Source organism: Cohnella sp. OV330 (assembly GCF_900112065.1).
Classification (GTDB): Bacteria; Bacillota; Bacilli; order Paenibacillales; family Paenibacillaceae; genus Cohnella.
Map to the genome: position 1 here is coordinate 20,449 of NZ_FOKE01000001.1, position 13,468 is coordinate 33,916.

Annotated in this window: 14 protein-coding genes; 3 read left to right on the forward strand and 11 right to left on the reverse strand. The window is 62.5% G+C overall.

Going from position 1 to position 13,468, the window contains the following annotated elements; all coding sequences use genetic code 11:
- Positions 1-14: 14 nt before the first annotated feature.
- The 3 genes from BM235_RS00115 to BM235_RS00125 all read right to left on the reverse strand — a co-directional run bounded on the left by BM235_RS00115 (position 15) and on the right by BM235_RS00125 (position 1,935).
- Positions 15-650: an MBL fold metallo-hydrolase gene (locus tag BM235_RS00115; RefSeq protein ID WP_090108512.1), complete on the reverse strand. Its 636-nt coding sequence runs from the start codon at positions 648-650 to the stop codon at positions 15-17.
- Between the two features lie 12 nt (positions 651-662).
- A complete protein-coding gene (locus tag BM235_RS00120) occupies positions 663-1,229 on the reverse strand; it encodes a thioredoxin family protein (RefSeq protein WP_090108513.1) in 567 nt (188 codons plus the stop codon).
- 97 nt (positions 1,230-1,326) lie between these two features.
- The gene (locus BM235_RS00125; RefSeq protein ID WP_090108514.1) at positions 1,327-1,935 is read right to left on the reverse strand and encodes an undecaprenyl phosphate transporter UptA; all 609 of its coding nucleotides are present in this window, start codon (positions 1,933-1,935) and stop codon (positions 1,327-1,329) included.
- A 199-nt stretch (positions 1,936-2,134) separates the two neighbouring features.
- On the opposite strand from BM235_RS00125, the gene BM235_RS00130 reads away from it, so the two are divergent.
- On the forward strand, positions 2,135-2,584 hold the full coding sequence (locus tag BM235_RS00130) for a cupredoxin domain-containing protein (protein ID WP_090108515.1): 450 nt from the start codon (positions 2,135-2,137) through the stop codon (positions 2,582-2,584).
- 89 nt (positions 2,585-2,673) lie between these two features.
- A complete protein-coding gene (locus BM235_RS00135) occupies positions 2,674-2,985 on the forward strand; it encodes a dehydrogenase (protein WP_090108516.1) in 312 nt (103 codons plus the stop codon).
- A gap of 74 nt (positions 2,986-3,059) precedes the next feature.
- Here BM235_RS00135 and BM235_RS00140 read toward each other — a convergent pair whose 3' ends face one another.
- The 7 genes from BM235_RS00140 to yyaC all read right to left on the reverse strand — a co-directional run bounded on the left by BM235_RS00140 (position 3,060) and on the right by yyaC (position 11,365).
- The gene (locus BM235_RS00140; protein WP_090108517.1) at positions 3,060-5,231 is read right to left on the reverse strand and encodes an O-antigen ligase family protein; all 2,172 of its coding nucleotides are present in this window, start codon (positions 5,229-5,231) and stop codon (positions 3,060-3,062) included.
- A 298-nt stretch (positions 5,232-5,529) separates the two neighbouring features.
- Entirely contained in the window at positions 5,530-6,216 is a 687-nt protein-coding gene (locus tag BM235_RS00145) for a GGDEF domain-containing protein (protein WP_158543621.1), read from the reverse strand.
- Between the two features lie 34 nt (positions 6,217-6,250).
- Positions 6,251-7,939 carry a histidine kinase N-terminal 7TM domain-containing diguanylate cyclase gene (locus BM235_RS00150; protein ID WP_090108519.1) on the reverse strand — a complete coding sequence of 563 codons (1,689 nt, stop codon included), beginning with the start codon at positions 7,937-7,939 and terminating at the stop codon, positions 6,251-6,253.
- Between the two features lie 114 nt (positions 7,940-8,053).
- A complete protein-coding gene (locus BM235_RS00155) occupies positions 8,054-9,286 on the reverse strand; it encodes a class I SAM-dependent methyltransferase (protein ID WP_255373995.1) in 1,233 nt (410 codons plus the stop codon).
- Positions 9,253-9,915 (reverse strand): DUF6483 family protein, encoded by a 663-nt coding sequence (locus BM235_RS00160; protein ID WP_090108521.1) that lies wholly within the window; start codon positions 9,913-9,915, stop codon positions 9,253-9,255. The genes BM235_RS00155 and BM235_RS00160 overlap by 34 nt, the downstream gene beginning before the upstream one ends.
- Positions 9,908-10,729: an alpha/beta fold hydrolase gene (locus BM235_RS00165; protein WP_090108522.1), complete on the reverse strand. Its 822-nt coding sequence runs from the start codon at positions 10,727-10,729 to the stop codon at positions 9,908-9,910. The genes BM235_RS00160 and BM235_RS00165 overlap by 8 nt, the downstream gene beginning before the upstream one ends.
- Before the next feature lie 27 nt (positions 10,730-10,756).
- Complete coding sequence (gene yyaC, locus BM235_RS00170) at positions 10,757-11,365, reverse strand: spore protease YyaC (protein ID WP_090108523.1); 609 nt, start codon at positions 11,363-11,365, stop codon at positions 10,757-10,759.
- A gap of 129 nt (positions 11,366-11,494) precedes the next feature.
- Between yyaC and BM235_RS00175 the strand changes: the two genes are divergently transcribed.
- Complete coding sequence (locus BM235_RS00175) at positions 11,495-11,716, forward strand: DUF1128 domain-containing protein (protein WP_090108524.1); 222 nt, start codon at positions 11,495-11,497, stop codon at positions 11,714-11,716.
- Between the two features lie 94 nt (positions 11,717-11,810).
- Here the strand turns inward: BM235_RS00175 and BM235_RS00180 are convergent, their stop codons facing one another.
- Entirely contained in the window at positions 11,811-13,400 is a 1,590-nt protein-coding gene (locus BM235_RS00180; RefSeq protein WP_090109506.1) for a UDP-glucose--hexose-1-phosphate uridylyltransferase, read from the reverse strand.
- Positions 13,401-13,468 lie beyond the last annotated feature (68 nt).

Here is a 13,468-nt window from a genome sequence, read left to right on the forward strand (position 1 = left end):
CATGCACGCCTTCGCTATGGCAGCGCCGGAACGTAAGGATTTTCCCGTTTTTCTTCTCCGATCGTCGTCTCGGGACCGTGGCCCGGCAAGACGAGCGTATCGTCCGGCAGCGCGTAGAGCTTGCTGCGAATGGACTTCGCGAGCGTATCCTGATGACCGCCGGGCAAATCGGTGCGTCCGACGGAGCGGCGGAACAAGGCGTCCCCGGCGAATAGCAGATCTCCGCATACGAAGCTCACGCTGCCCGGAGAATGACCTGGCGTATGGCGCACCTCGAACGTCTCTCCGATCAACTGCAGCTTCTGACCGTCTTCTAGGCTATGATCCGGCGGACCGCTTTTGACCGGGGCCGTCACGTCGCTCCAGCGGGCGGAGCCGTTTTTGGCCGGATCGGTCAACCAGTCCTTTTCCAGCGGATGAAGATAAACCGGGCAGCTCCACTTCGCACGGAGCTCGTCCACGCCGCCGATATGATCGAAATGCGCATGCGTGAGCAAAATCGCCTCGACTTGAAGACCCGCGACTTTGCGCAAAAGCGCCGGATCGGCGGTGCCCGGATCGATCACGATCGCCCGCGTCCGCGTCGCATCGACGACCACGTAGGCATTGGTCTGGAGCGGCCCGAGCGGGAAGGCTTGAAAAGTCAGCATCGCGGTGCTCCCTTAAACGCGCTCGAGCACGTCCTGCAGCTCCCAAAGGATGACAGGCGTGTACTCGGAGACATCGCCGTATTGCTTGACGATCTCCTTGCGCGCGACAGACAGATTGTCCTGGTAAGTAGATGCCTGATTGTCCGGATTCGCTTCCTTGAATGCGATCATGACGTCCTGGACATGCTGCGGACGCGGTCCCCATTTGCCCAGAAGAGCGCCGCCCGTGTCCATAACGAGGACGATCGGAATCGAGCGTCCGCCCAGCGTAAGGTGTTGGTCGATCAGATCGAAGTGCTGCTCGATGATCATGACCTCTGTGGGGATGCCGGCGGCTTCGAACGCGCGGAACACGACGGGCACGCTGCGAAGGGCGTCGCCGCACCAGTCCGCGGTGATGATCATGGCGCGAAGGTCGTCGCGATTGTTCAGCGATTCGAAAAACGCCTGGCTCTTCTCGTCAGGCCATGCGAAGCTGTCGTAATTGGCATTAAAGGCTTCCTTGTTCTTCTCCATCCCGTCCATAAAAGCGCGCGGCGAGATGCCCTGGTTAAACTTGTGTGCGAGCTGTTGGCTCATGCGATATCCCTCGTTTCGACAACGTAAATGAACTTGATCCTATTGTAGCAATCCCTGCGCCAAAAGGAAAACCATGCGAACGAAAAAAGCAAATCCGTTAAATGGATTTGCCCCGCTTGCGCAAAAAGATATAAACGAAGTAAACGATCAGTGCCGCGAGCGCGATAAGGATAATCGGGCGAACGTACGGCGCGGCCTTCTCGTCGATCTGCTCCCAGTTGTCTCCAAGAGACTTGCCCAGCCAGACGAACAAAATCGACCACGGGATGGACGCAAGCAGCGTCAAGCCGCTGAACAACGCCAGATTCATCCTGGCCATTCCGGCTGGGATGGAGATGACCTGTCGCATAACAGGCACAAACCGCGCGGTAAACACGATAATCGGTCCGTACTTCTGGAACCACTGCTCCGATTTGTCGACATGCTTGGGCTTCAAATGCAGAAATTTGCCGTAACGGTTCACGATCGGTCTGCCGCCGTAACGGCCGATTGCATACAGAATCCACTGCTGGATCAGCGCCCCGAGAACGCCGCACGCGACCGCGCCCCAGAAGTTGACGTCGCCCTTCCAGACCAGGTAGCCGCCGTAGCCGAGCACGATCTCGCTGGGTATGACCTCAATGGCGAGGCCGATAACGATGCCGAAATAACCGAGACTTTCAATCCAATGCAGCAACTGGTTAAGCCATTCGTGAATCATATCCATCCTATGTACCTGCTCTCTTCATCGTATTTGCGTCGTGGGACAAACGCGATATAAGTAGGGGCCGGAACCTTTTTTATTCTAGCATATCCGCACGCCCCGATTCTACTTGGCGAGGTTCCGATAGAAACATCGATGTCATGCGGGGACGGGCCCGCGCATACAAATGCAGTAGGACAAAGCCGAAGAGGAGCGAACGGATATGAGCAGAGTCATGTTTATCAGCAAAAGAAGGATTCAGTGGTACATCGCCGCCCTGGCGATCGTCGTGCTTGGCGCGGCCTACGCAGGTTGGCACCGGACGCAGGCGGCTTCCGCGCCTCCGCCGTCGGACGTGCAGGTCCGTTACATCGTGACGACCGAATTCACTTCGAAGACGGACAGCGGGCAAGAGCTCGAAGCGTATCGCTGGGATCCCGGCACGATTCCCGTCAAAAAAGGACAGCCCGTCGAGCTTCGCATCACGGGCGTGAACGGAGAGTCCCATCCCTTCACGATCGAAGGGCTCGGCGTCAAGGCTACCGTAACCAAAGGAAAAACGACGGTCGTCCGCTTTACGCCCAAGGAAGCCGGCACCTACGCCATCGTCTGCGAGACGCATAGCGATCCCAAGGACGGCGTCCCGATGGTCGGCTATCTCGTCGTTCAATAATCGTCGCCATTGACGGCCGCAAGGCCGGCAGTCCTCGTAACCCCGCGCTCCTCCACCGCATAGATTAACGCGGAGAGGAGCGCTTCTGCATGAAAAACGACTTGGGCAAGCACGCCGGCTCGCTGCCTACCGCCAGGGTCATCAGGCGCGCGTGCGGCAACGAATTATACCGGACCGTCAAGAGACTCAAGGCATACGTGCCCGACGCCAAATTGAAGGAAGCGGAGGAACTGTACGTCCGCCGCGTCATGCTGAATCTGCTGTGGATTCACGAACACCGCAGCGACCGCAAAAAGCTGGCGGACTGGTGGGAAGCCGAAGTATCCTCCGATATCGCGAGCCTGTGGGAGATCGACCAAGACCGTCTCGTCCGGGCATTCCGGGATGCGTTCGGCGGTTGACGCTCCGGCATGTCCCCCGATAAAAGCCCGGCAGCGCCGCGTCGAAAACGATGCGGATGCTGCCGGGCTTGTTTTTATTCGTCCTTGGAATCCAGCAATGCTCGCGCCTCGCTCTGCCAATCCGCATCCCCGTCCTGCAGCGCCTCGCGCAGCCAAGGCACCGCCTCTTCGCGGCGGCCGGCCAATATCGCGCATCTCGCGGCGTTGACCTTGGCGGCGACGAACAGCTCCGTGCCTGACCACGGATTGGACTTGCCTGCGTACTGGCGCGCGTAAAGCTCTTTATATCGTTCGAAAAATCCGACGCCCGCTAAACCCGCTTGCCTAGCGCCTTCGTTATCCCCTTCATCCTTCAGCTGCTGCGCGAGCTTGGCGAATCTGGCGATGACCGCATTTTGCGAATCGCGGTCGAATCGTGCGAGGCGCAGCGCCTCCTTCAGATGCGTCTCCGCCTCAGGCACCTCGCCGGAATCGGCGTACGCCATCCCGAGCGCGTAATGCACGGTCGGCGAATCCGGCTCGTAGCGAAGACCGTCCGACAGCCAATCGGCCCGTTCGTCCGCCGGCAGCAGCGTCGCAGCTTCAAGGCGCGGTCGGTTCCACGGCGGGTTGTCCCGCTGGGCTTCGCGGAACAGCGCGAGCTTCGCCGCGTCGCCTCTCGCGGTCTGCGCCGATTCGTAGGCGCCGGCCGCCGACATGTAGCGGATAGCCGGCGACGAGAAGGCGATCGCCATCGCAAGCAACAGCAGCGCAGGAATGGCCAGTCGAACGATTCGCTCTGTCTTTGAGACACTTCTAGCGCGCACGGAAGCCAGCGGGCGCGCCGGCGCAGGCTCGCGCGCCGGCAGCGACAGATGAAGCGCCAGCCAGAAGAGCAGCAACAGCCAAATATAAGCGTAGGACCAATCGAAATCGACGCCTGCGTGCAGCAGGATCACAGCGGCAGGTCCCCATACGAGCCTGGCGCCTTTGCGCCAAAGGATAACCGCGAAGCCGATCAGCATCGCAAGCAGCGCGGCGAACCCGAGCGCCCCCGTGTCGATGAGCACTTCCAGATAGCCGCTGTGCACCTCGTTACCGATATACGGTCCGCTCTGGTACAAGCCTACCTGCATGCGCCAAGTCTCTCCCCCCGCTCCGAAAAGCGGCCGGTCGGCGAACATGCGCAGCGCGTCCGCGTAATAAAGCGTGCGCGCGCCGGCGGTCTCCAGGTTGCCTTCCGCGCGTCCGCCCGAGCCTCCGCCGGAGGCAAGCAGCAGATAAGCGATCGTCGCGCAGACCGCAAATACAGCCGCTCCGCCCCACATAGTGGTGAGCTGCCGGCGCAGCCGTTCGAAGACGCCGGATGCCCGCGGCCCCTCGCGCTGCCGCAGCAGCAACGCCGCCAAAGCGAATGCCGCCGTCATCGCGGCGAGCATCCAGACGCCGCGGCCCGGCGCCGCGGCCTCCATCGCGCCGAAGGCGAACCTGGCGGCGACCGCCGCGCAAAGCGCGGCGAGTCCTGCGGCCGCGAGGCCGTAGCCCCGGCGTTCCCGGCGGTAGGCCGCCAGCAGCGACACGAGTCCCGCGGCGGCAAGCCCCAGCATGGCGCCTCTCGACTCGGTCAGCAGCAGCGCGGTCAGCGCCGGCACGAGCGAAACGGCAGCGAATGCGTTCGCAGCGCGCCCAGGCCTTCCAAGCTGCTGCCATAGGACGAGCGCGAAAAAAGCCGCAACGGCGCCGCAGGCGTTGGGGTATTGGAGGAAGCCGGCCAGACGCGCGCCTGTCATCGACAAAGCGGCATCCGACGAACGGTAGACGATGTCCGGATAATGGATCCACCCGAACCAGCCCGCAATCCCGCCCCATACGAAGTACAGGCCTGCGGCGTGCAACGCGGCATGGCCTGCCGCTCTTCCGCCGCGCCGCGCCGCGAATATCGCCGCAAGCGCGAGCCATGCGCCGTATGCGCACCATCGGAGCAGGCTGTCCGCCGTCCCCTTGACGGACGCCGGACCCGCCAGCCAGGCGCAGCCATAGGCGGCCGCAAGCCCCAGCGGCGCGAGCGCCCACCAGGGAAGCGCCCGTCCGGCGGCGATCGCAGCGAGAGCCGCGACGGCCGCGGCGACGAGCAGCGCCGCCTCGAAGCCGTACAAGTCCGCGTCGTAGAACAATCCTTGCCTGTATGCGGCCCAACATAAAACAAAAGCAAACAGCAAGTCGCCTGCAAGCGCGAACGACAGCCGCAATATACGTTTATAGATCATGGAAAATCCCTGCTTCGGTCAGCGTCATGTCTCTAGCGTAGCGGCTTTGCCGGCCGGCCGCAAGCACGGCTCTGCTCCGACTCCGTACTGCGGTGCTCCGCTCCGGCCTTCGCAAACACAAATAACCCTCTTCCGAATAACGGCTTGTGCCGTTTTCGAACAGGGCTTGGTCTGCGCAGCCGCAAAGCGCGGTTCGCAGATCGCGGTTCGCAGATCGCGGTGCGCTAGACCGCGGTTCAACGGCTGTTGCAGCTTGCACCGCACTCATCCTTCTGCCGCGGCCGATCCGGACCAACGCTCACGCTTCGAGCCTTCGCGGCTCCGGCATAGGCTTGGCTTCGCGCTTGCTGTCGTAGAGTCGCCGGTCCGCCGCGGCCGACAGCTCGGCCAGCGTCGTGCCGTCCTCCGGATAGAAGGCATATCCGCAGGATGCCGACATACGGTACCCGCAGTGTAGGGACAGCCCCTCCATGCGCTCGTCGATCGCGCGCTTCAGCGCCTCGGCTTCCTGCCGATCCGCGTAGGGACACAGCAGCAGGAATTCGTCGCCGCCCCAGCGGCAGACGATCTCGCCGCGGACCGCGGCGTCCTCCAGAGCGGCCGCGGCCATCGAGATCGCCCTGTCCCCCTCGGCATGTCCGAGCCCGTCGTTGATCAGCTTGAAGTCGTTCAGATCGATCAGCATTACCGCAAGGCGCTTGCGCCGCGCCTCCGCCTGCTTCAAGAGGCCGACGATACAGCGGTGCGCGAAGCTGCGGTTCCATAGCCCGGTCAAGCTGTCGCGGTCCGCGCGCCGCTTCAACCGGTCGTACTGTCTGCCAAACATGCCGAAGACCGGGAACAAGACGAGCGCGAAGCCGGCGGCCTCCCACAACGCGTAATTCCCGGCCGATGCCATATATCGCTGCGCCAATCCGGCCGCGCCGACGGCCGCGCTGACCAGCGCCGCAGCCGCCAGACCGGTCATAAGTCCGCGATTGTCCATTTTCCGACCGCTCCTCCCCATTCGCCTCATGGTACTACGAGACGACGACCCGATTGCGTCCTTCGTTCTTGGCCTTGTAGAGCGCCACGTCCGCCTTCGCGAACAAGGCCTGCAATTCCCCCGCGATGTCCGTCGGAATTGATCCGGCATCCGAAGCCGCTGCCGATTCGTCGCTCCCGTCGGTGACGATCCCCATGCTGATCGTGACGCGTATCGTGTCGCCTGCGGCCTGCACGCCGTTGTTCAGCACGGATTCCATAATGCGGTCTGCCGCAGCTTGCGCCTCGTCCCGATTCGTCTGCGGCAGGAACACGGTGAACTCTTCGCCGCCGTAGCGCGCCAGCAGATCGAGGCTTCTAAGCGTAGAGCGCACGGCCTCGGCCGTCTCGCGGAGCACCTGGTCGCCGACGAGGTGGCCGTACCGGTCGTTAATCTGCTTGAAGTGGTCGATATCGAACAGCAAAATAGAGAACGGAACGTTGCGCTGCTTGCAAAGAAAAGCTTCATGCTCGACGTAATGCTGGAAAAAGGTGCGATTGTAGCACCCGGTCAGGCCGTCCGTAATCGCAGCCTTCTCCAGCTTCTTGTTGGCCCGATAGAGCTCGTCCTGTATCGCGATCAGCTCCAGGTTCCGCTCGTGAAGCGCTTCGTTTTTCTCGTTCATCTCGTCGATCAGCTTGCGCTGCTCGGTGACGTCGTAGAAGGCGACGATCCGCCCCTGCAGGCTCTTGAACTGATCCAGCAGCGGCGAGATCTGCAGGGAGACCGATCTATAAGGTCCGTCCGTAAGCAGAAGCTCCGTGCGAATCCGATCTCCCGGATGATGCCGGTACCGGAACAGAAAATCGCTCACGTCGTTCGCGGGCTGTCCGGACAGCAAGATGCGCTCCAGATCGAAGGTCTCGCCCTTGACGGGATGCGCGAAGCCGACGGCGCTGCGGTTGAAATCCAATATTTTGCACGACTCGTCGATCACGATGATTCCCGTCTCCACCTGTTCGAATATCTTGTGTTTGGCGGTGTCGACCAGATCGAATACGCCGTACCGGTAGATCGCGATGACGAAGCAGATGTCCGACAAGACGATGCCGGTCGAGGTAAGCCCTTGAACCACGCCCAGCCAAGGCGACAGCACGACGTTGAACAGCAGGTCGAGCACCGCGAACACCGTGAGCACGAACATGCCGAGCAAGGACGTCGCCAGCTGCTTGCGCTCGTTGAGCGATCGCACCGTCCGGTGGGCGTTGAACATATGGAGAAGCGCGATAAAGAAATACGCGAATTGAACGAAAGTCATGATCCAAAAAAGCGGCCCGTATTCCCTGTCCCCGTACTGCCCGTCTTCCGGCTTCAGGAATTGGCCGAACGGATTGACGATCGCGGACGCAGCGCAGAGGAACGCAGGCATGAGAAACGCGACCATGCGGGGCGGCCTTCGCAAATAGTGCGTGCGCTTGGTCAAGAACAGTACGAACGCAAGCCATCCCGGCCCGAGCAAGCTAAGCGCGACGAAGGACACGGTCAAGTAGAAATGCTGATAGGCGGGGATGTCCGTGGAGCGCACGCCGACTTGTCCCAGCGGCCAAAGCATCATAATAAAATGGAATGCGAGATAAACCTTGTGCGTTCTGGAAATCGGATTAAGGGCAATGAAAAGGCCGAGCAGCACAAACAGACAAACGAACAACAGAAAGTCTGGCCGTATAAATTCCAATCGGCTCACCTTTTCATGGAAGGACTAACCCATTAACCCGGGGCAATTGATTTATTCTAACATAGGCAGGATTTTGCCGACAAGAAGAATGGCAAAGTTTGTAAAAACAAATCTTAAATTTATCTATTTTTTTACTTTAAATTCCATATTATTTTCCAGATAAGGCGAAATGGACAAGAAATCCCGGAACTTCTCGTAATCCTGCCACGTTTGCGCCGAGACCGGCGAACCGCTGCGGACGGCACGGATAAGCAAATTTTTGGGCGTATGCTCCAAATCGATGAATTCCAGCATTTGCACCTTATAGCCGGAAGCCTCTAGCAGTTGCGCCCGCACCGCGTCGGTGACGAGCGCGGAGAATCGTTCCTTCAAAATGCCGTGCCGCAGCAGCGGCTTCAGTACCGGCTGCTCGATCTGGCGCATTAGCTCGTGCTGGCAGCAAGGCACCGACAAGATGACCGACGCTTGCCAACCTATGGCCTTAATCAGCGCGGCGTCCGTCGCCGTATCGCAGGCATGCAGCGTCACGACCATATCCACCCGATCGGCATCCGCGTAATCCGCGATATCGCCTACCGCGAACCGCAAGCGATCCCAGCCCAGCCGGTCGGCCAGCTTGGCGCAGTCCTCGATGACGTCGGCTTTCAGGTCGAGCCCGATGATGCGCACGGGCAGACGCTCCCGGATCGCCAGCAAGTGATACAGCGCGAACGTCAAATAAGACTTGCCGCAGCCGAAGTCCACGATGGTCAGCTCCCGGCCGGTCGGCAAATGGGAAACGACGTCGGACACCATCTCCAAGAACCGGTTGATCTGACGGTACTTATCGTACTTCGCCTTAAGCACCTTTCCCTCGGGCGTCATGACGCCGAGCGCTTCCAGGAAAGGCACCGGCTCCCCTTCGGGAAGCACGTAAGTTTTGGTTCGGTTGTGCGAAGGCGCCGGCGCAGCGGCGCCTCCGTCTCCCGCAGCCTTGGCCGTCGGCGCGCCGCGGAGAACGGCGGCTTTGCCTTTTTTGCTGACGAGAATCTGGATGTCGTTCTCGGTCGTCTTAAGCAGCGCCTGACGGTACTCGGCTTCGACGAGCCGCAGGAGCTCGTCGGCGGCATCGGCGGGCGCCAGATTCTGATGGAGCGCCTTCGCGCCGGCGAACCGTTCGAATTGGTAGCGCAGCTCGCCCTTCAAGAGGACGGGGCGGACGGCAATCTTGCGCGTCTCTTCCGCCCTGCTGCGCGGCTGGCTGACGGTCGCCTGGATGAGCTTGCCCCCTTCGATCGCTCCCCTGACGAGGGTCTTTAATTCCTCCGTTGTCGTCTCCGCGCTCATGATGCCGTCTCCTTCGTCAGATTGTTCCATTGGCGGACGCCTTCGCGCAGTTCGTCTCGCGAAAGTCCGCCGCGCCCCAGCGCCTCGTCTGCCAACGCCTTCAGCCGTTCGTAGAAGGACAAGCCTTCGTCCGGGCCGGCGTCCCCGGCGTCGAAGAGTTCGTACAAGCTGTTTTCCGCGTCCGCATAGCGTCCGGCGTGCTCCTGCCACTCCCAAGCGGCGCGCAGCGTTTGCGCGGAGCCGTCCAACCGCGCCGGACCTTCGACAAGCCGCTCCATGCGCCGTTCAAGGTCGAGCCCTTCGACCGGGCCGTGCGTGCGCAAGACGTAGCCGATGAGGCGCAATGCCTTTTCCAATCGCTGCAAGCTCTCCGCTTCGCGGCCCATATCCGCCAGCACGTCCCCTTCTTCCTGCAAAAAAGCGCCGATCGCCCCGATCGCCTCGGCGTCCGGGCGGCCCCCGCCGCCGAACATCGCGATCAGGTCCGCATCCGACAGCCCCAGCGCCAATCTGGCCCGCATGCGCAGCTCTTTGCTCATGAACTCGTCGATCAGCAGCAGCGCTTCTTCGTGCTTGCCCTGCTGCTTGAGCCCCATCAGCGCGCCGAAGGCGACCGACATCTGATTGATCATTCGCATGAAGTAGTCGCGATCAAACATCGGCTACTCCCCGCTTCTCTCCGGCGGCTGCGACGAATGCCAGGATCGCCTCGGCGAAGGCCGCCGGCCGCTCCATCATGCCCATGTGCCCCGCGCCTTCGAGCAGACGGTGCGTCACGCCCGGGCCGGAGACCGGGAACCGCTTTTCAGGGCCGATCACGTTGTCCGACTCGCCCGCCAGCAGCAGGATCGGCGCTTCAAGCGTTTCGAGCACGCCACGCCGGTCCGGACGGTCCTTCATGCCGAGCGCGGCCCCGATGCCGCCTTCGGCGGACGTGCCGAATCCGATCGCCAGCGCACGATCGACCTGCGCTTGCAACGGCGTCAGGTTATCCGGCGAAAACAGCTTCGGCACGAGGTCGCGAATATGTCCCTGCATGCCCTCGCGGGAGATGCGCTCCGCCACCTTATCCCGATTCGCCTTGCCGTTGTCGTCGTCGGCGAAGGTCGTGGAATGCAGCAAGCCAAGTCCAAGCAACCGGTCCGAGGCGCGCTCGGCCAGCGCCAACGCCGTATAGCCGCCCATCGAATGGCCCAGCACGAACGCTTGCCCGATATTCAAGGCGTCGAGCAACTGCAAGGCGTCCTCCGCGAGCTGTTCCATCGTATACGTCCCTCCGGTCGCCGCGGTCCCCCCGTGGCCGCGCGCATCGGGAGCGACGACCCGCGCATGCGCAGAGAGCAAGGGCAGCACGTCGTCCCAGTACGCTCCGCTGCCGCAGTAGCCGTGGAGCAGCAGCAAGGGCGCGCCCTGTCCCTCGTCCAAATACGAGATTTCGAGACCGTTATTCAATGTCAGCCGGTTGCGAGCCATGCCAGCACATCCTTCCGCCGTTTTCTATTATTTTAACGAACTGTCGTCCTTCAACTCAAATGCCGTCTCATCCGCTTCGTCGCGCGCGTCAAATGCTTCCGACCGCACGGCGGCAAGCGCGGCGGCCCCTGCATCGGCGATCCGCTTCGCCATCTCCATCACGGCATACAGGGAGGTCGTCTGCAGCGTCATGTACGGCTTGGGTCCGAATTCGCCCACGACGGCCGCGATACTATAGTCGCCGACCGGCGGGAACGCGGCGCCCACCGACCGCGCCGGCTGAAGCGGCCCCTCGGCCAGCAGAAACTTTCCGACGTTCTCGGGACGGCCGAGGCAGGCGTCGATCGCGATCACGACGGCGTCCGCGGGCAGACCCGACGCTTCGCGTCCCAGCCTGTCCGCGTCGCAAGGCTCGCGCAGCGTCCCGATCACGCCGCCGACGCCGCGCTCTTCCAGCATCGTGCCGACCAGCGGGCCGAGGCAGTCGCCGGTGGAGCGGTCCGTGCCGATGCAGAGGAAGACGATCGGCTCGCCGCGATGCCGGCCGAACGCGCTTCGAAAAAAACGCTCGAGCTCCTGCGCGCCGGAAGCGGCAAAAAAGAAAGGAGAGGCCCCGGGGGCGCGGTTCGCGGTCATCGTCCTGCTCCTTTCGGAAATCGCTTGTTCTCGTTACAGCGTATCACGCGACGTTCGGTTATGCCAGCGCCGAGAAGGCTCCGCTGTGATACAATAGGATGAGCTTAAACCGAGAGAGGATGCTGCGCGATGGATCTGACCAAGCCGACACAAGAGAACGTAGAATATATGATCGAAGCGATCAAGACGAAGCTGCGGATGGCTTCTGGCGCCGCGATGCAGGCGTCGCATTTCAACGCCGAGCGTTACGAGGACCTCAAGGATATTTACGACATGGTCGCCTCCAAGGACCGGTTCAGCATCAGCGAGGTCGAGGCGCTCGTGTCGGAGTTGGGCAAGCTGCGGGGGTAAACTGCGCGAAACAGCCGGCGCTCCACAACAAAAACGCCTTCGTCGCCGTCAGGCAACGAAGGCGTTTTTGCGATGTCCGATGCGGCGTGCAGCCCTACTCGGCGCTGCCGGGCTCAAAGCCCGCGGCCGCCAGGAACCGGCCGAACGCCGCCCGGCCCGCGGCGTCCTGCTTGAACACGCCCGCGTCCCTGAGCACGGCGTGGAACTTGTCGCCCACGGCGGCCTGCAGCGCGGCCCGCGCGGCGTCCGGCGCCATCCCCGTGCCGTGCGCGGCGACCAGCTCCGCGATCCACTCCGCGTGCTTCGCGAGCGGATGCGATGCCGCATCCTCCTGACCGCCGCCAATCGCAGCGGGATCGTAGGCCGTCTCGCCCGTCAGCAGCTGCGCGATCTGCGACAGCTCTGCGTCGAGCCGGCCCGGCAGCACCGCGAGTCCCATCACTTCGATCAGGCCGATGTTTTCCTTCTTAATATGATGGAGCTCGCGGTGCGGATGGAAGATGCCGTCCGGGTGCTCGTCGCTCGTGCGATTGTTGCGCAGCACCAGGTCGAGCTCGTATTCGCCGCCCTCCGCGAGCCTCGCGATCGGCGTGATCGTGTTGTGCGGCACGTCGCCGCTCGCCGCGTACACGCCGGCGGCCGCGTCGCTGTAAGCCCGCCAATCGGCCAGCACCTCGGCCGCCACGCGCAGCAGCGCCGTCCGGTCGCGGCTTCGCAAGCGCAATGCCGACATCGGCCACTGCACGATGCCGCCGCGTACCCCGCGCTCCGCGCCGTGCGTCGCCCATTCCGCCACGCCCGCCTTTTCCATCGGAAAGACGTGCCTGCCGCCCTGGAAGTGGTCGTGATTCAGGATGGAACCGCCTACGATCGGCAAGTCCGCGTTCGAGCCGACGAAGTAGTGCGGGTACGCGTCCACGAAGTCCAGCAGCCGCTCGAAAGTCTCGGGCACGATGCGCATCGGCACGTGCTCGCCCCGAAGGATGATGCTGTGCTCGTTGTAGTACACGTAAGGCGAGTACTGGAAAAACCACCGTTCGCCCCGCAGCGTCAGCGGCAAAATCCGCAGGTTCTGCCTCGCCGGATGATCGGGCCTGCCCGCGTAGCCGACATTTTCGCGGCATAGCAGGCACTTCGGATAATCGACTTTGGTCTGCGGCAGACTGCGCAGCAGCGCGATCTCCCGCGGATCTTTTTCCGGCTTGGACAGGTTGACCGTGATCTCCAGCTCTCCGTCGTCCGTCGGATGGAGCCAGTATCCGTTTTTCGAGATCCGGTCCATCCGGATGTAGTTGGAGTCGATGTTCAGCCGGTAAAACCAGTCCGTCGCCGCGCGCGCGCCGTCCGCGGCCGACAGCAGGTCGAACGCAGCCGACGTCTCGGACGGACGGGGCATCAGCAGCCCCATGATCCGGGCGTCGAACAGATCGCGCTGCGTCGTCGTGTCGTCCGGGATCAGCCCGAGCGCGGCGGCCGCGTCCAGCAGCGGCTCCAGTACGGATACCGGACTTTCCAGCGTCTCCTCCGGCAACGGTCCGCCCGCAGGTCCCGCCAGCCCGAATAAGTCAAGCAGCCCGTTGTGCGCGAAGTCTTCGTCAAGCTCGCCGATCATGCCGCGCTCCAGCGCGAAGCGCACCAGCCTCCGGATCAGCGATCCGACCTCGTCCCTGCGCGCCTCCGTCATGCCGCTCGCGTCCGCGGCGGCTTCGCCCCTGTTGCTCATCTCGCGTCATCCCTTCGTCTGCTCTAAGC

Excerpts from the sequence above, each read along its gene's own strand:
- BM235_RS00175 (WP_090108524.1), top strand. The coding sequence starts at position 11,495 with ATGGATCTGACCAAGCCGACACAAGAGAACGTAGAATATATGATCGAA.
- BM235_RS00125 (WP_090108514.1), bottom strand. The coding sequence starts at position 1,935 with ATGGATATGATTCACGAATGGCTTAACCAGTTGCTGCATTGGATTGAA.
- BM235_RS00140 (WP_090108517.1), bottom strand. The coding sequence starts at position 5,231 with ATGATCTATAAACGTATATTGCGGCTGTCGTTCGCGCTTGCAGGCGAC.
- BM235_RS00165 (WP_090108522.1), bottom strand. The coding sequence starts at position 10,729 with ATGGCTCGCAACCGGCTGACATTGAATAACGGTCTCGAAATCTCGTAT.
- BM235_RS00145 (WP_158543621.1), bottom strand. The coding sequence starts at position 6,216 with ATGGACAATCGCGGACTTATGACCGGTCTGGCGGCTGCGGCGCTGGTC.
- BM235_RS00155 (WP_255373995.1), bottom strand. The coding sequence starts at position 9,286 with ATGGAACAATCTGACGAAGGAGACGGCATCATGAGCGCGGAGACGACA.
- yyaC (WP_090108523.1), bottom strand. The coding sequence starts at position 11,365 with ATGACCGCGAACCGCGCCCCCGGGGCCTCTCCTTTCTTTTTTGCCGCT.
- BM235_RS00120 (WP_090108513.1), bottom strand. The coding sequence starts at position 1,229 with ATGAGCCAACAGCTCGCACACAAGTTTAACCAGGGCATCTCGCCGCGC.
- BM235_RS00115 (WP_090108512.1), bottom strand. The coding sequence starts at position 650 with ATGCTGACTTTTCAAGCCTTCCCGCTCGGGCCGCTCCAGACCAATGCC.
- BM235_RS00160 (WP_090108521.1), bottom strand. The coding sequence starts at position 9,915 with ATGTTTGATCGCGACTACTTCATGCGAATGATCAATCAGATGTCGGTC.
- BM235_RS00180 (WP_090109506.1), bottom strand. The coding sequence starts at position 13,400 with ATGACGGAGGCGCGCAGGGACGAGGTCGGATCGCTGATCCGGAGGCTG.
- BM235_RS00130 (WP_090108515.1), top strand. The coding sequence starts at position 2,135 with ATGAGCAGAGTCATGTTTATCAGCAAAAGAAGGATTCAGTGGTACATC.
- BM235_RS00135 (WP_090108516.1), top strand. The coding sequence starts at position 2,674 with ATGAAAAACGACTTGGGCAAGCACGCCGGCTCGCTGCCTACCGCCAGG.